Genomic DNA, 14,842 nt, shown 5'->3' on the forward strand with positions numbered 1-14,842 from the left:
GGAAATTGTTTGGCGAGCACAGCGCAATACCGCTGCAGGTCATTCCTGGAGACGCCGCGTGCATCCATCCAGAGGCGTAGGCACTTGTTGCGAATGAACTGGGTGGTGCGGATGGCTTCCTCGATGGCGGCGAATTGCGCCTTTGACCCATCGAGCTTGTATTCGGAGATCAGCATCCCTTGCTCCTTGTTCTTCCTCACTATCTTCGTGTATTCTCGCACAACGATTGCCTTCTGTCAAGCGAAGGGGAACGTTCTGACTCTGATGGCTTCCTGCGCCATCCATCCCCCTGGCTTCAGCCAGGGGCCTTCTGCCGCTTTTTGGTAAAGATTGAGCGAGGAGGTCTCGATACACTGTTTGGAGGGTGTTTGCGTCGTAGTGAGGTTGTAAATACTCCATATATCCCTCATGGAGAAGGCAGGAGATACAAAAGTATGCTGTATTGGATGGTAGATATACCATTATACAAAAAGGAGAATCCTGATAAAAAGGAGTTTTATCCAGGTTTGACTAGCTATGTTTATAAAGAGCCCTGGGGCGAAGATGTGTGGTTCTTGGATGCTCCTTCCTATACATCTGGTACATCTGGATTTTCGGCCCCCCCTGAGGAGCTTCCCAAAGGGACCTTACTGCATTTGAGCTTTTGTCCGCTATGGAAAGCCCCTTCTCATTCTACATATAGAAATTATATATACTCCTGGGAGAGACCTGCCGATTTTGAGAGATGGTATGTTTGTATAACCAACTGGTTCCTTGAACAGCCTTCGGTGTCCCGGGATGATTTTGTATCAGTGATGGTGTTCTAGTATAAAGAAGTATAGTATAGAGAAGCACGAATGAGCTGATAGAGCGGGTGGAAGGAGACGTAATTGCTGCATAAGTTGAAGTAGCTTGACATTCTTCTTTCCACTCGCTAGACTAAAGAAACAACTGAAGAAAACACTTTCTGGCGTCGATCAGGAGGAGTAGGGATAACGCCCGTTCAGAGAGGGAAAATCAAGGGCTGTGAGTTTTCCCCGGTTTTACTGTTATGCCGAAGGTCGCCTGTGAGCCTGGGAAGCACCTGTAGAGGGAATTCCCACGGTGTGCTCGTTATCGCACAAATGAGGGTCAGCCTTCTCAAGAGAAGTGTTTGACCGAAGTAAGGTGGTACCACGAGCGTCCTTTCTCGTCCTTGACGAAGAAGGACTTTTTTTATTGGTCAAAGATATTCCAAAGAACTTCTTTTTCTTTTTATCCATTATTCTGGAGGGGTCATGGCTGAGCAGGAGAATACAGCAATTATACAGGCCTCGTCGGCTGCTGAGTTGCCAAAGGCCTATGAGCCGCAAGCGGTCGAGGGCAAATGGTATCGTTTCTGGGAAGAGGGTGGGTATTTTAAGCCTCGTCCCAGGCCGTCTGGAAAGCCGTTTGTCATCAGCATGCCGCCACCCAATGTGACCGGCGCCTTGCATCTGGGCCATGCGATTACGGCTACAATAGAAGATATTCTGATTCGCTATCACCGCATGCGGGGAGATGACACGCTCTGGGTTCCCGGTGAGGATCATGCGGGCATTGCCACTCAGACCGTGGTGGAGCGCCAGCTTGCGAAAGAGGGCACAGACCGCCATCAGCTCGGACGCGAAGCGTTTATTGAGCGTGTCTGGCAGTGGGTGCATCAGTACAAACATCGCATTCAGGACCAGCATCGTCGCCTGGGGGCTTCCTGTGATTGGTCGCGCGAGCGCTTCACATTGGACGAAGGGCTTTCTAAAGCGGTGCGCGAGGTCTTTGTGACGCTCTATAACGAAGGCTTGATCTATCGTGGTGAGCGCATCATTAACTGGTGTCCTCGCTGTATGAGTGCCCTATCTGATCTGGAAGTGAACCATGTTGATACACCGGGCAAGCTGACCTATGTGCGCTATCCTCTCAAGCCGATTGAGGGCGAGACCGAGACGCGCTATATCAGCGTGGCAACAACGCGTCCTGAAACAATCCTCGGTGATACCGGTATTGCGGTCAATCCGAAGGACGAGCGCTATAAGGATCTGGTGGGTCGGGTCGCCATTCTGCCGATTATTGGTCGTGAGATCCTGATTGTGGCCGATGAGGCGGTTGATCCGAGCTTTGGTACCGGTGCGGTAAAAGTGACGCCCGCGCATGACCCGACTGACTTTGAGATCGGAATGCGGCATAATTTACCCGCGATTCAGGTGATTGGCTTTGACGCAATGATGACTGAGGAGGCCGGGCCATACGCGGGACAGGATCGCTATGAGGCGCGTAAGCATCTGGTGGCCGACCTTGAACAGCAAGGCTATGTCGTCAAGATCGAAGATTATACTATTCCTATCGGTCACTGTCAGCGCTGTGATACGGTGGTTGAGCCGTTGATCTCGAAACAGTGGTTCGTGAAGATGAAACCGCTGGCAACGCCTGCTATTGGTGCGGTGAAGGCGGGCCTGCTGCGCATTGTGCCTGAGCGCTTCAACAAGACCTACATGGACTGGCTGGAAAATATCCACGACTGGTGTATCTCGCGTCAGTTATGGTGGGGGCATCGTATCCCGGTCTGGTATTGTGATACCTGCGGTCAGATGACTGTCAGCCGGGAGGACCCAACTGAGTGCGCTCACTGCGGAAGTGACCAGATTCATCAGGATGAAGATGTGCTCGATACGTGGTTCAGCTCATGGCTCTGGCCGTTCAGCACGCTTGGCTGGCCTGATATCACGCCCGACTTGCAGCGCTTCTACCCGACGTCGGTGCTGGAGACGGGATACGACATTCTCTTCTTCTGGGTAGCGCGTATGGTCATGGCCGGTATTCACTTCCTGGGCGTGATCCCCTTCAACACCATCTACCTGCATGGGTTGGTGCGTGACGCGAAGGGTGAGAAGATGAGCAAATCAAAGAATAATGTTGTTGACCCGCTGGAAGTCATGGATAAGTTCGGCACGGATGCGCTGCGCTTCACTCTGGCAACCAGTAGCACCCCGGGCAATGACATGAAGCTCATCGAGGAACGCATTATCGGGAATCGCAACTTTGCGAACAAGATCTGGAACGCATCGCGCTTTGTGTTGATGACCACTGCCGAGATCGGCGGCGGCATTCCCGATATTGCCGATTTGCAGCCTCAAACGCTGGCTGATCGCTGGATTCTGAGCCGCTTTACCGAGTTGACGCGCTCTGTGAGCCGCCTGATAAATGACTTTCAGCTTGGTGAGGCTGGCCGCCAGATCAACGATTTCTTCTGGTCCGACTATTGTGACTGGTATGTAGAGATTGCAAAAGTGCAGATGCAGGGTGATGAGGCAGCACGGAAGAATACCGCTGCCATTTTGCGCGCGGTGCTGGATCAGAGCCTGCGCCTGCTTCATCCCTATATGCCATTTGTGACTGAAGAAGTCTGGCAGCATCTCTATCGTCTGACTGAGCCTGATCAGTCGCTCTGGCCTTCGTCTGCGTTGATCGTGGCTCCCTGGCCACAGGTGCATCAGCGGTTTGTGGATGAGGCTGCTGAGCAGGATTTCAGCCTGCTTCAGGAAGTGATCACGCGCATTCGTGATGCACGAAACCAGATGAATGTGGAGCCTGCACGCCGTATTCCGGTGATTATGGCGGTGGGCGATAAGCTCACGATGTTTGAGGAGCAGGTTCCATTGATCGAGTTCCTGGCCCGCACGCAGAAGCCAGAACTGCATTTTGCGCTTTCGCAGAAGATTGAGCAGGCTATGGGGCTGCTGGCTGGGAACGTCGAGATCTATCTGCCGCTTGCCGGTATGGTGGATATCGCGAAAGAGCTTGAGCGTCTTGAGAAGGAGATTGCTCAGGCCAAACAGGAGGTTTCGCGTGTTCAGGGCAAGCTGTCCAATCAGAACTTTGTGACGAAAGCCAAGCCCGAAGTTGTAGCGAAGGAGCGCGAGAAGCTGGCCGCCGCCGAAGAGCGTGTGAGCAAGCTGCTTGAGCGCCATGCACAGCTTGCAGGCTAAGACGAACGAAGAGGAAGGCTCTCTCTTGCCTCATGCGGGTGAGGGAGGGCTTTTTTACAGGCTTGACTTTTTGAATGGCAGCAACTATACTCAAAACAGTTTACATTACCTCTCACTAGAAAGGACTGGCCTTTTTGATGCAAGTCCGCTTTTTCAGGAGCACTGAGAGCCGTTAAGGCGCAGGCAAAGACAATCAAGAACATACAATCGAGAAGCTGGGGCACAACTCGAATTAGTGCCTGACCCCGCTCTATGTGCGGATCTCGTTGTATACTCATAAAAAGACAAACGGAATAGTTTGCTTTTTGTGGCGCTTCTTCCTATGAGAAGGCGTCTCTTTTCCTGTACGCCTCTTTTTTTACTCCTCAGTGCTTTCCCCGCATAAACTTTCACTCGTTTTTCTATCCTGTTTTGACTGATGTTTCCGGGCCTTTTTCTGCCTTTTTTCAACAGGTTTTAAGGACAAGGCAGGATATAGTAGTTTTTCATGTTTAAAATACAGAAAGGGTGTTGTATGTTTAACGCAAAAATGCAGTTTGCGGTAGCGCTTGTTCTTCGTTCGTCGCTGTTGAGCGACTTCATTGATCGTCAGTTGTCAGGCACAAAAAGAAGAAGGATTTCCATTGAAGCAATACCGCAAGCAAGGCAAGAAATTTCTGCATCTGGAAGATGCGATTGCGTTAGACATTTATGATGGTGAAGACGCCGAAGACTTCAAGGGCTCGACTCGTGTTGATGCAAAGAGGAAGCAGAAGCCCCGTCATTCGGTGAAAGAAGAGGTGTTTAAGTGCAGGCATTGTAAACGCTTTGTCTGCCCGTTGCCCAGTGGTGGCAAGCACCGTAATCATTGTCCATTCTGTCTCTACTCCCGACATGTGGATGCAAAGAAACCGGGAGATCGTCTGAGTGAGTGTGGCTCGGTGATGCAGCCAGTTGCCCGTTTCGTCAGGAATGCGGGTGAAGATGTGCTGGTTCATCGCTGCCTGGGCTGTGGTGTGGAGCGCTTTAATCGTATCGCAGCGGATGATGATTATGAGCTGATGCTTTCGTTGCCTCAGGTGCCTCCCCGGACGGCGCGAGAGGTCAAGATGCAGCAGCTTGAGGAGTGGCTGGATGAGCAGTATGTGCAGAGCCTGCCCGATTGGGCAGACGTTGGTTAGTGTGGCTGCTTCCCACCTGATCGTTTGATCCAGCCCTGTTTGATTATGTGCCCTCTCTTGTACCATGCTCAGACAAGAGAGGACACATTATACTTGTTTGTGGTCACGTAAGGGGTTGTTGCAGGATAGGGATCACCAATTGCCAGGAGTTTCCCCCATCAAAGCTCTGATACAGGACAGTCTCCGACTGGGCGTAGGCGAGGAGCCAGCCTTTTTGTGGCGTGGCGAATTGAAGTTGCGCAATGGAGGTGAGCGGTCGTTGGGGGGTAAAGGAGGTTCGTTTCCAGGAGAGAGCGCTGTCTTGTGTCACATAGAGCTCTACCCCCTGATTGGTCAGGCCTGCTGCCCAGATGGAGCGGGGACCGAGCGTGGCCAGCGCGGTCGCGATTCCCGGAATAGGAGTTGTGCGCTGCCAGGTATTGCCTCCATCATGCGTGAGGTACAGGTTGAGAATAGCTGTCCCCGGGATTACAAAACTGACGGGAAGAATACCATCCTGCTTATTCAGAAAAATGGGAGAGTGAATGGTGATATGTTCATGCCTCTTGAGTGGAAAGGGCAGCGTTTGTTTTTGCCAGGTCTGACCGCCATCTTGCGTCTTGCAGTACAAGGCAGAGCCGATAAGCCAGCCTGTGGAGGGAGAGATAAACGAGAAGCTGGATTTCAGGCCGTTCGGGATGTTCTGCTTGTTGGCTCTGGTATCTGGCCGTGAGGCGGGCGTCCAGGTTGCACCACCATCTCTGGTTTGCAGGAGTTCGAGTTCGGAAGCATGCTGATGGGGATTATTTCTCTCAAGGAGTAGCCAGCCAATTTGTGGCGTCAGGAAAGAAATCTGTCGCACAATGGCATTCTGTATAGAGAGAGTAATGTGTTGCCAGGTATCCCCACCGTCGAGAGTACGCGTGATGAGAATGCCGCCACGCATGGTTGTGATAGGCCAGACGACCCAGGCATGCTGCATATCAAGGAAGGTTGCGGTATGAATATACGATGAGTCAGATGAAGAGGAGGCTGTGTGTGGTGGCGTGACTTCCTGCCAGGAGGTAGGGCCGTGTGTGGTGCGTAAAACGCGAACGCCATCAGCGCTGGTGCTCCAACCGTGGAACTCGTCAAACATATGGAGATTGAGCAATGAGAGACGTTCATTTGCGGGAGTATTAAGCGGTCGGGGGGAAGAAGGGGAAGAGGAGGGTGTGCGAGACGGTTGCTGGCAGGCCGGAAGAAAAAGAAGGCTACCAAGCAAGAGAAACGAGAGCCAGGTTGTACGCGAAAACGATTGAGAGCAGCAGCGTTGCAGCCTCCCTGTGCGGAATGGTGGAATATGCATCGTTGCATCCTTTGCCCCAGACATTGCCGCAGCATATATGCTGTTCTTATTACAATGGCTGGAAACTTCATAGAACTGTTATGAAAGGAAACGATCAAAGGTACTGTACGTATTATGCCATATTGGGTGCTTAATTTGAATTGTTGTGGTAATTTTGGTGCATGTTTTTCCCTGGAAGAGGAAGGAATGCAGGGAAAACCTGCCAGGCTCTCCCTGCTTCTGGAGTGATACTATGCCATTTATCCCCTGCCTGAAGACAGAGACTTTCTGGTGCTATGCAGTAATGCCGTGTGTATGAACGAACTGTTCGTTATAGAGGTGAGCGTACAGGCCACCTTTTGCCAGTAATTCCTGATGAGTTCCCTGTTCAACGATTCTGCCTTTGTCCATAACCAGGATGAGATCTGCGGCCAGAATGGTTGAGAGACGATGGGCAATCGCGATCGTTGTGCGCCCTTTCATCAGAGGATCGAGCGCTGCTTGAATCAGACGTTCGGAATGTGTATCAAGCGCGCTTGTAGCCTCATCGAGTATCAGGATACGTGGATTTTTCAGGATCACACGGGCAATCGCAATACGTTGCTTTTCGCCGCCAGAGAGCTTATAGCCCCTCTCTCCAACAACCGTATCGTAACCGTTTTCAAGCTCCATAATACGATCATGAATTGCGGCGGCTTTGGTGGCTGCAATAATTTCCTCTTCGGTTGCGTCCTGCTTTGCATAGAGCAGATTTTCACGAATAGACGCATGGAAGAGATAAGTTTCCTGTGTGACCATGCCAATAAGCTCGCTTAATGAGTTCAGCGAGATATCTCGGACATCATGTCCATCGATCTGCACGGAACCACTATCAACATCATAGAGGCGTGGCAGCAGGTATGTTGTTGTTGTTTTGCCTGCTCCACTCGGGCCAACTAGCGCGGCCAGTTGGCCGGGTTTAATTGTAAAAGAGACGGAGTGCAGAGCTGTATGATGAAGCTCGCGAGGAGCATTTCCATTCAGCCCGGGATCGGATGTCTCTGCATTTGACTGTCCCTTATAGGTAAAGGTGACATTTTGAAAGCGAACGTCACCTTTCACCTCTTCTGGTTTGAGTTCCAGGGCTTCGGGCTTGTCCTTGATCTCAATTGGCAGATCCAGATACTCGAATATGCGCTCGAAAAGAGCAAGAGCACCCTGGATCTCAACCTGAATGTTCAGGAGCTGTCCGATCGGGAAGAAAAGGCGGCTTTGGAGCGTGGTAAAGGTGACGATAGCGCCGAGGCTGAGCGGCTGCCCGAGGAAATTCACATGCTGGATAATCTGCCAGCCCGCTATCAGATAGACAATTGCTGGAGTGATAGAAAAGAATATACCGATAAACATAAAAAACCAGCGTCCGATCATTTGCTGTCTGATTTCCAGTTTTGCCAGATGCTGGTTTTCGTTTTCAAAGCGCTCTCGTGCATATTCCTGACGCCCGAAGGTTTTCATCAAGAGGATACCACTGACGGAAAGCGTTTCCTGCATCATTGCCGTCAGCTCGGCCATGCTCTTCTGGGTTTCTTTGCTGGTTTCACGTCGAATATTCCCTACTTTATAGGTAATCCAGAGAAAGAGGGGCAAGAGACCAAGTGAAACAAAGGTCAGCAACGGGCTAACAATAAACATCGCGATAACTGTGCTGATAGTTGTGGAGAGGTTTGAAATGATGCTTGGAGCGGTGTTTGTGACAACATTCTGCACACCCCCGACATCGTTTGAAAGTCGGGACTGGATTTCGCCTGTTCGCGTACTGGTGAAGAAGCGCAGGGACATCCGCTGCAAATGGCTGTACAGCCTGTTGCGGAAGTCTCGCATTACGTTCTGCCCGATTGTATTATTCAGATAAGATTGGCCAACGCCAACGATCCCCGAGACGATAGGAGTGACAACCATAATGGCTACATAGATGAAGAGCAAATGCATATCGCGGCGTGCAAAGATTGCATCATCGAGAATGCGCTGAATCATTAAAGGATTGATAAGCCCGAGTAGGGTGGTTGTCAGGATTGCCCCAAGCACCAGAAGGACCTGCATTTTGTACGGGCGGAATGATGCGATGACACGTCGTACAGTATGGGCATCTGTTTTGTGGCCCCGGGCTTTCTGTTCCTCATAATACGCTCTCATCCTCCCACCATGCATACCATGAATAGACATAGAATAAGGTCCTCCTCACCTGCTTCTAAAAAGATTGCCCTTTTTTGAAAACAAGAAAAATTCATATGAGGCAGGCGCTTTCGGCGCGGCCCCATATGAGGATTCTACTCTGATGGAACGGAAAAGCCACTGACCTGCCGAACGGTTCTCACCCTGTCAATTTTGACAGGCAGAGCTGATGAATCAGTCCGGCTACCAGTGCCCCACGTATTGGAATAGTCTCTATAATGAGGTGTTCCTGTTCCAGATTGTGCATGCCACTTCCTACCGGGCCGAGGCTATCAAGCGTGGGAACACCTGTAGCCGCCAGAATATTAGCATCGGATACACCACCATCAACTTCACCCGAGAGCGAGATATCCAGTGCCCGGGCTTCGGCCTGCAAGCGCTCAAGAAGTTCCTGAATTCCCGCATTTACTTGATAGGGCCGCCGTCCAGGTGTCCGCGTGAGGGTAGTAATGGTGTCAGGAATGCTCTGGCCGATCGCAATACTTTCCAGCGCTCTCGCTGCCTGATCCAGTGCCTCCTGGCTACCGGCTCGAACGGAGACGTAGCAGCGGGCCATATCTGGAATGATATTGAGGGTTTCTGTGCTGCTGAGACAGGTACAGTTAAAGGTCACCTCGGGAAACATACTGTTCAAATGTTGAATAGCAAGGATTTTATGGGCCAGCTCAACAACGGCAGAACGCCCTTTCTGTGGTTCGGCCCCTGAATGAGCTGAGACGCCTTGAACCTCAAGCAGATATCTATCTGTCCCTTTGCGTGCGCTGGTGATGCTATGAAACGCGAGCGAGGGTTCCAGAACGAGTCCGACATCAATCTTGTGCGCTATGCTGGTGAGTAGTTCATGGCTGCCGGGTGAGCCAACTTCCTCATCGTTGTTGATGACAAGATAGAGTTCGCGATAGTCATGAAACTGCTTTTCCTGAAACGCTCGCATGATATAGAGCGCAAGCAGCACTCCGGATTTCATATCGAGAACGCCGGGTCCATAGGCCGCACTACCTTTGACAGAGAAGGGCTGAAGCTGCGTGGCTCCGGGCTGATAGACAGTATCAATGTGACCGACCAGAGCGATACGTTGTGTGCCCGTTCCTTCAAGCTGTGCTACAAGGTTATTGCCAAATTCCTCAACAGGATGGAGGGTGATCTTGCAGCCCAGTTCATGCAGCCAGATTTGAAGCTGCTCGATGATGCGATTAACTCCTGCAATCTGACCTGTTCCTGAGTCGATGTTTACCAGGGTTTCCAGACGTTTCAGAAATTCAGGCAGATACGAACGAAAAAGAGGAAGATAAGATGAAGCATACGTAGTATTGCGGATTTCTTGTTGCATGATGTCAAAAATCCTTCCGGGATACTACGGGACACGACAGGCATCTGTTAAGGCCTTGCTGTTCATTCTACCACATTGAGGAAAAGGAATAGAAAAGAACGATGCTGTTGATCGACTGTGATTTAGCGATGGTGGCAACGAGAATACGGGATCTGCGTGCGGGCGCTGAGGGTGCCTTGAGATCATTATCTCGTGCCTTCCATTTTTAGTTTTTGCCCTTTTCTAGTAGCAGCGTGACAATGTCAAGTTTGTGCGAAAACAATAAGAGAGGCTCTCTCCCGAGATAAAGGATGTGGTTGTCTGCTGGAAGGGCTTGAGGAGCTCATTCAAGCGGCAGCGACTTTTATGGAGGAGATTTTGAAGAGGGAGTTGATAAGTGCGCCAGCATATAAAGTCGGTGGTTTCAGGGTATGCCGTATCCTCAGGCTGCCCTTTTCTCCTGAGCGACAGCAAGAAGCAGCAATCTCTTTGGGCGCTTGCTCATTTTTTCAGCGCAGGCCTGTCCGTGAACGATGGGCTCTGACCGGTGTTGAACCCGGTTACAGGCTTACTTCTTTGCGCAAGCGCTTGTAGGCAATGCTGAGCAGTGCCGCGTGTCGATTTTTGGCACCGGGATCATCAGGAAGTGGCTGGCGATAGTCACGCAAATGAATCCCCTCTTCCGAAAGCACCTGTTCAAGCAGAGTAGGCTGCTCGCCAAAATCAGAGATCAGGGCGAGGTCTGTCAGCAAGGCTGCTCGCTGTCCCGGAGGGAAACGAACGACTAGACGCGCTGCTATCGTGATCACGTTTTTCAACAGCAGATGATCGACCGCGATTTGTGAGGGATCTTCTAACGATTCTAGATGAGGATAACTTTCTTCAGGTCCAGAATTTTCTTGAGAGGGCCGTACAAGATTCCAGTCTTTTTTGCGGCGATCCCGGAAGTAATTCTGTGCAATTGTTTTACACAGGGACTTCAGAGAATCGATTGGCCGTACTTCTCCGTGATCAGCGCGCTGATTGTAGTGGAAGGTACGTAGAACAGCTTCCTGTGTGATATCTTCCGAAACTTCTTTCTGTTGCCCGTACCAGGCCACTACATTAGCGTAGCGCACCCATTTTTCAACAAGAGGCAGCAGCCAGACATATAAGTCGTACCAGATCTGGTCATCAAGTGGCCGGGTTGCGACAGGTGTCGAGGAAGTTGTGCTCGCCTTCACTTGTAAAACCCTCCTGAAAGGAGAATGAATAATGATTGCCTACAGAGTTGATCCCCGATCTTTCTTTGGTACCGCTGTCAGGAGAATGTCAAGAAAGTTCATGTTTGATAAGTAATTTCTGCCTTATATAAAGTAATATTACCCGAAGAGAATACCATTGTCAACGGATGCTACCTGGTATACTCCTTTGACAAGTTGGATAACGCCGCTTCAGTTCAATATTGGGTGGATATTGACGAAATTAGCAATTTTATCCTATATTACAAAGAGGAGTGAGAAGAATTTTACTGAGCGCGTTCTGAACTTTCCTGGTGTTGTATAGAGGGAAGATAGCTATACAAACTCTGACATATATGTTACTATAAAACAGACCTTTTCTTGTTACATCTGTTTTATTCTGCGCGGCAGGAGGCGGTATGGACGAAAGAAGTATGAGGCGTGTAAAAGAACACCTCCAGCAGGAAGACGTTCAAAGAAGGGTTTTACGGTACATTGAAAAAGGGCGTGCTGAGGCGACCGTGACGATCAGTCGGGCTGCTGAACTCTTCAATTTGAGCGAAAACCGCTTGCGTGACTGGGAAGAGTATGGATTGTTGCGTCCCCTGCGCCCGACTGGCCCGAAGGGACGCCGCCTGTATACTCCTCAGGAACTGGATAAGCTGGCAATCATTCGTGAATTAATCGATGCGGGATACGCGCCGAGTGACATTCCGCCCGATATTGATTTGATCTGGCGTACCTTTTATGTTCCTGATGAGCAACACAGACAAAATGGACAGCCCATATCCTATGGGCAAGAGGGTGGCGGTTTTGCGACCCTGCCGATCAATCAACGCGTGGATCTGAGCCGAGAAGATTCGTTCTGGCGTTTCTTTGCCTCTCATGCTCTACGTCTCTCATTGCTCTTACTCTGCGAAGAGCTTCCCCATACGACAGCATGTCTTGTTCTACCTTTAAATCCGCAGATCTCCCTGATGAATATTCAGAACGTTGAGGATCTGGAACAGGTTGGTGAGGCGCTGGTTGGCTGGCTCAATCAGAACCGCTCATCTCAGACCTTGCTGGTGCCCGCTCCCACCTTCGAGTATGCTTCGGATTTTCGGTTGCTGCCTCTTGCTGTCATGACCGAGGATAGTATTGAAGAGGAACCACGTGACCGCACCTATATTTTGCTGGAACGGCGGTCCAGACGTCTGACACTCAAGGCGCCAATCGTCGAAACCGTGCGCCTGTTGTTGCGACCTCTTTATGAGAATGTGGAGCTTTCGCGGCGTTGTTTAGGTCCGGGCATGCGCGATGTCTTTGACTCTTCAACGGATCCGGATTATATGCATCATGAGCAGGACGCCATTCTGCATGGTCTGGCTGAGACCATCATTCGGCTGGGTGGAAAGGGCATTGATAATCACCCGCGCTGGCTCTTTAGCTGCATTCTTTTGCCTGATTATCCCTTATCGATGCTTTCCCTGCAACAGCGTGGCCTGATTGTCAGCGCGCAAAGCGCTCTCTCACCGCATAAGGTAGGCAGTACCGCCGTTGTGCCTCAAGGGGCCTCGATGGATCCCTGTTTGCGAGCGTTCCAGAGCGGTCATATAGTCTATCATCCTGTGGTCTCCGAAGAAGATATCTTGCTGGCGAACCCTAACCGTGAGTATCGGCTCGGCTCGTCCATTGCGGTGCCAGTCTTGGGCCGCGACAATGTTTCGGTTGCGGTCATCTACGTCACCTCACCGTCTCGGCATGCGTTCTCGCTGGCGGATCAGCGTGTCTTACGGATGGTCGGGACAATGGTTGGTATCTTGCTTGAAATCTATCAGGCGCGCATGAGACCGGTCGGCCATTTGCGCGAGATGATTGCGGCTCCCGCGATTGTTGATACGCAGTTTGCCCCGTTCCTGACGGAGAATGAGTTCATCGAGCATGTTGAGACCTTGCTTCAACATATCTATGAGGGAGAGGAGATCAGGGAAAAGGATATCTCATTTATCAGTCTGGACATCGATAATCAGAGCAGCCTTGCGAATAAATATGGTGATCGCATGGCGCGGGATATCAGTAAAGCGGTTGGCTTACGGATCCGGGGCCAGTTGCGTGCGTTAAAGGATGATGCTGTTTGTGAGTTTTATCGTATCAGTGCGGATCGGTACTATATCCTGCTGCAAGGTATGCCGCTTGAGCAGGCTCGGGCCAAAGCAGAGCTCTTGCTGTCGGTGCTAAGTGGTTCCTATCAGATAGACCCTCAGCGTATTCCACCGGGACAGCCAACGCTGCCCGAAAATATGGTGACATTAACCAATATCACGGTACGACTCGGTGTCTCCTCGTACTCATATCGCAAATTGAAAGAGATTCTTGCTCGCTATCCCGGCGAGCGTGCTGTTGTTGAGACTCGACTTTTGCTCACCCGTTTTCTGGATGAGGTGCTTGATATTGGAAAGCGCAAGGGGGGAAATATCGTTGTGAGTTGGGACCCCGATAAGCGAGGATACTTGCACTTTCCCGCAGGGCCGGATGAAGTAAGTAGATAGGCGCGTTGCTATATTGACATGTATTTGCAAGCGACCGGCAATAGCCTTTTTCGGTACGTTGTCTATGGCTTTGAGCGTGCTTTTATTGGCGTCTCCGGTATACTTATCTCTAACAAGGTGCTAACGAAAAAAACTCCAGTAAGCCTGAGAACAGACAAGGTGTGAAGCTTAACAGCGGAATAATGGCCGACAGTGTGTGATCGTTTGGGTACATGCGTATAAAGAGAACTGCAAAAGGACACAACAGCTTGTGTCCTTTCTTCGTAGCAGATCTGTCTCGGCTTATACCATGTTAGGGCGCGGGAAACGCGCCCTTCTCTCATTTTTGTCGCCATTGTTGAGATTGTTTCGCTTCTGACGGGGGAAGGTTCGCAGGTTCCTATTTGGATGAATAACCTCTGTTAGCCGAGAGGAGAGAGCTATGACTACCAAAGTGTTTGTACTGGGACGCCCGGGTAGTGGCAAGTCCACGGCTGCCCGCTATCTGAAGCAAATGGTGCAGGAAACCGGACGACAACATCAGCATTTTAACGATTATGACATTCTGCGTGCCATGTTTCTCGCAGATATTCATCATGAAAAGTTCCAGCCCACTGAACATAATGGCTTCAATGCAACAGACCTCTCGGTACTGGATGATGCGCTGATTGAACTGGAACAACAGGTTCGGCTGACGTCTACAACGGCTGATCTGGTGACAATTGAGTTCGCACGTGACGACTATCGGCAGGCATTGAGTCTCTTCAGCCCCGATTTTCTGAAAGATGCATTTATTCTTTTTATTCATGCGAATCTTGAGACGTGCATCTCTCGTGTTCACGAACGTGTCGAGCGGGCCAGATCACATGACGACCACCCGTCATTTTCAGATGATATCTTTCGGCGCTATTATTCCAAAAGTAACCGTGAGTATATGCTGCATCACTGTCAACTGGAATTTGATCTTGAGCAGCCGGTGACCGTGATAAATAACATGGGGCCGCTGGAATGCTTTATCCATAGCCTGGATCGGTTTTTAGCCATGGTGTTTCAGGCAGAAAAAAAGCTGCTGATCCCTGCCTGAACAAGAACTTCAGGGCTTGCCTTTCCAAAAAGATAGTGTCATTATGTTAAGTGAACCCACAC

General features: G+C 50.6%; 8 protein-coding genes and 1 pseudogene. 4 read left to right on the forward strand and 5 right to left on the reverse strand.

Annotation, left to right across the window (positions count from 1 at the left end):
* A pseudogene (locus EI42_RS34050) lies at positions 1–176 on the reverse strand (RNA-guided endonuclease InsQ/TnpB family protein); the annotation flags it as partial.
* A 1,080-nt stretch (positions 177–1,256) separates the two neighbouring features.
* Between EI42_RS34050 and EI42_RS28440 the strand changes: the two are divergent.
* Both EI42_RS28440 and EI42_RS28450 read left to right on the forward strand, forming a co-directional pair.
* Entirely contained in the window at positions 1,257–3,980 is a 2,724-nt protein-coding gene (locus tag EI42_RS28440; protein ID WP_111326027.1) for a valine--tRNA ligase, read from the forward strand.
* 623 nt (positions 3,981–4,603) lie between these two features.
* Entirely contained in the window at positions 4,604–5,140 is a 537-nt protein-coding gene (locus tag EI42_RS28450) for an RNHCP domain-containing protein (RefSeq protein ID WP_211326386.1), read from the forward strand.
* 103 nt (positions 5,141–5,243) lie between these two features.
* On the opposite strand, the gene EI42_RS28455 is transcribed toward EI42_RS28450, so the two are convergent.
* The 4 genes from EI42_RS28455 to EI42_RS28470 all read right to left on the reverse strand — a co-directional run bounded on the left by EI42_RS28455 (position 5,244) and on the right by EI42_RS28470 (position 11,189).
* Complete coding sequence (locus EI42_RS28455; RefSeq protein ID WP_170142980.1) at positions 5,244–6,467, reverse strand: WD40/YVTN/BNR-like repeat-containing protein; 1,224 nt, start codon at positions 6,465–6,467, stop codon at positions 5,244–5,246.
* A 273-nt stretch (positions 6,468–6,740) separates the two neighbouring features.
* Positions 6,741–8,648: an ABC transporter ATP-binding protein gene (locus EI42_RS28460; RefSeq protein ID WP_111326030.1), complete on the reverse strand. Its 1,908-nt coding sequence runs from the start codon at positions 8,646–8,648 to the stop codon at positions 6,741–6,743.
* 148 nt (positions 8,649–8,796) lie between these two features.
* Positions 8,797–9,987, reverse strand: a complete 1,191-nt coding sequence (locus EI42_RS28465; protein ID WP_111326031.1) for a M20 family metallopeptidase — start codon at positions 9,985–9,987, stop codon at positions 8,797–8,799.
* A gap of 539 nt (positions 9,988–10,526) precedes the next feature.
* Positions 10,527–11,189, reverse strand: coding sequence for an RNA polymerase sigma factor (locus EI42_RS28470; protein ID WP_111326032.1), 663 nt, complete (start codon positions 11,187–11,189; stop codon positions 10,527–10,529).
* Positions 11,190–11,605: 416 nt separating this feature from the next.
* On the opposite strand from EI42_RS28470, the gene EI42_RS28475 reads away from it, so the two are divergent.
* Both EI42_RS28475 and EI42_RS28480 read left to right on the forward strand, forming a co-directional pair.
* Positions 11,606–13,717, forward strand: coding sequence for a MerR family transcriptional regulator (locus EI42_RS28475; protein ID WP_111326033.1), 2,112 nt, complete (start codon positions 11,606–11,608; stop codon positions 13,715–13,717).
* A 421-nt stretch (positions 13,718–14,138) separates the two neighbouring features.
* A complete protein-coding gene (locus tag EI42_RS28480; protein WP_111326034.1) occupies positions 14,139–14,780 on the forward strand; it encodes an AAA family ATPase in 642 nt (213 codons plus the stop codon).
* Positions 14,781–14,842 lie beyond the last annotated feature (62 nt).

It is taken from the genome of Thermosporothrix hazakensis (assembly GCF_003253565.1).
In the GTDB taxonomy this organism is placed as follows: domain Bacteria; phylum Chloroflexota; class Ktedonobacteria; order Ktedonobacterales; family Ktedonobacteraceae; genus Thermosporothrix; species Thermosporothrix hazakensis.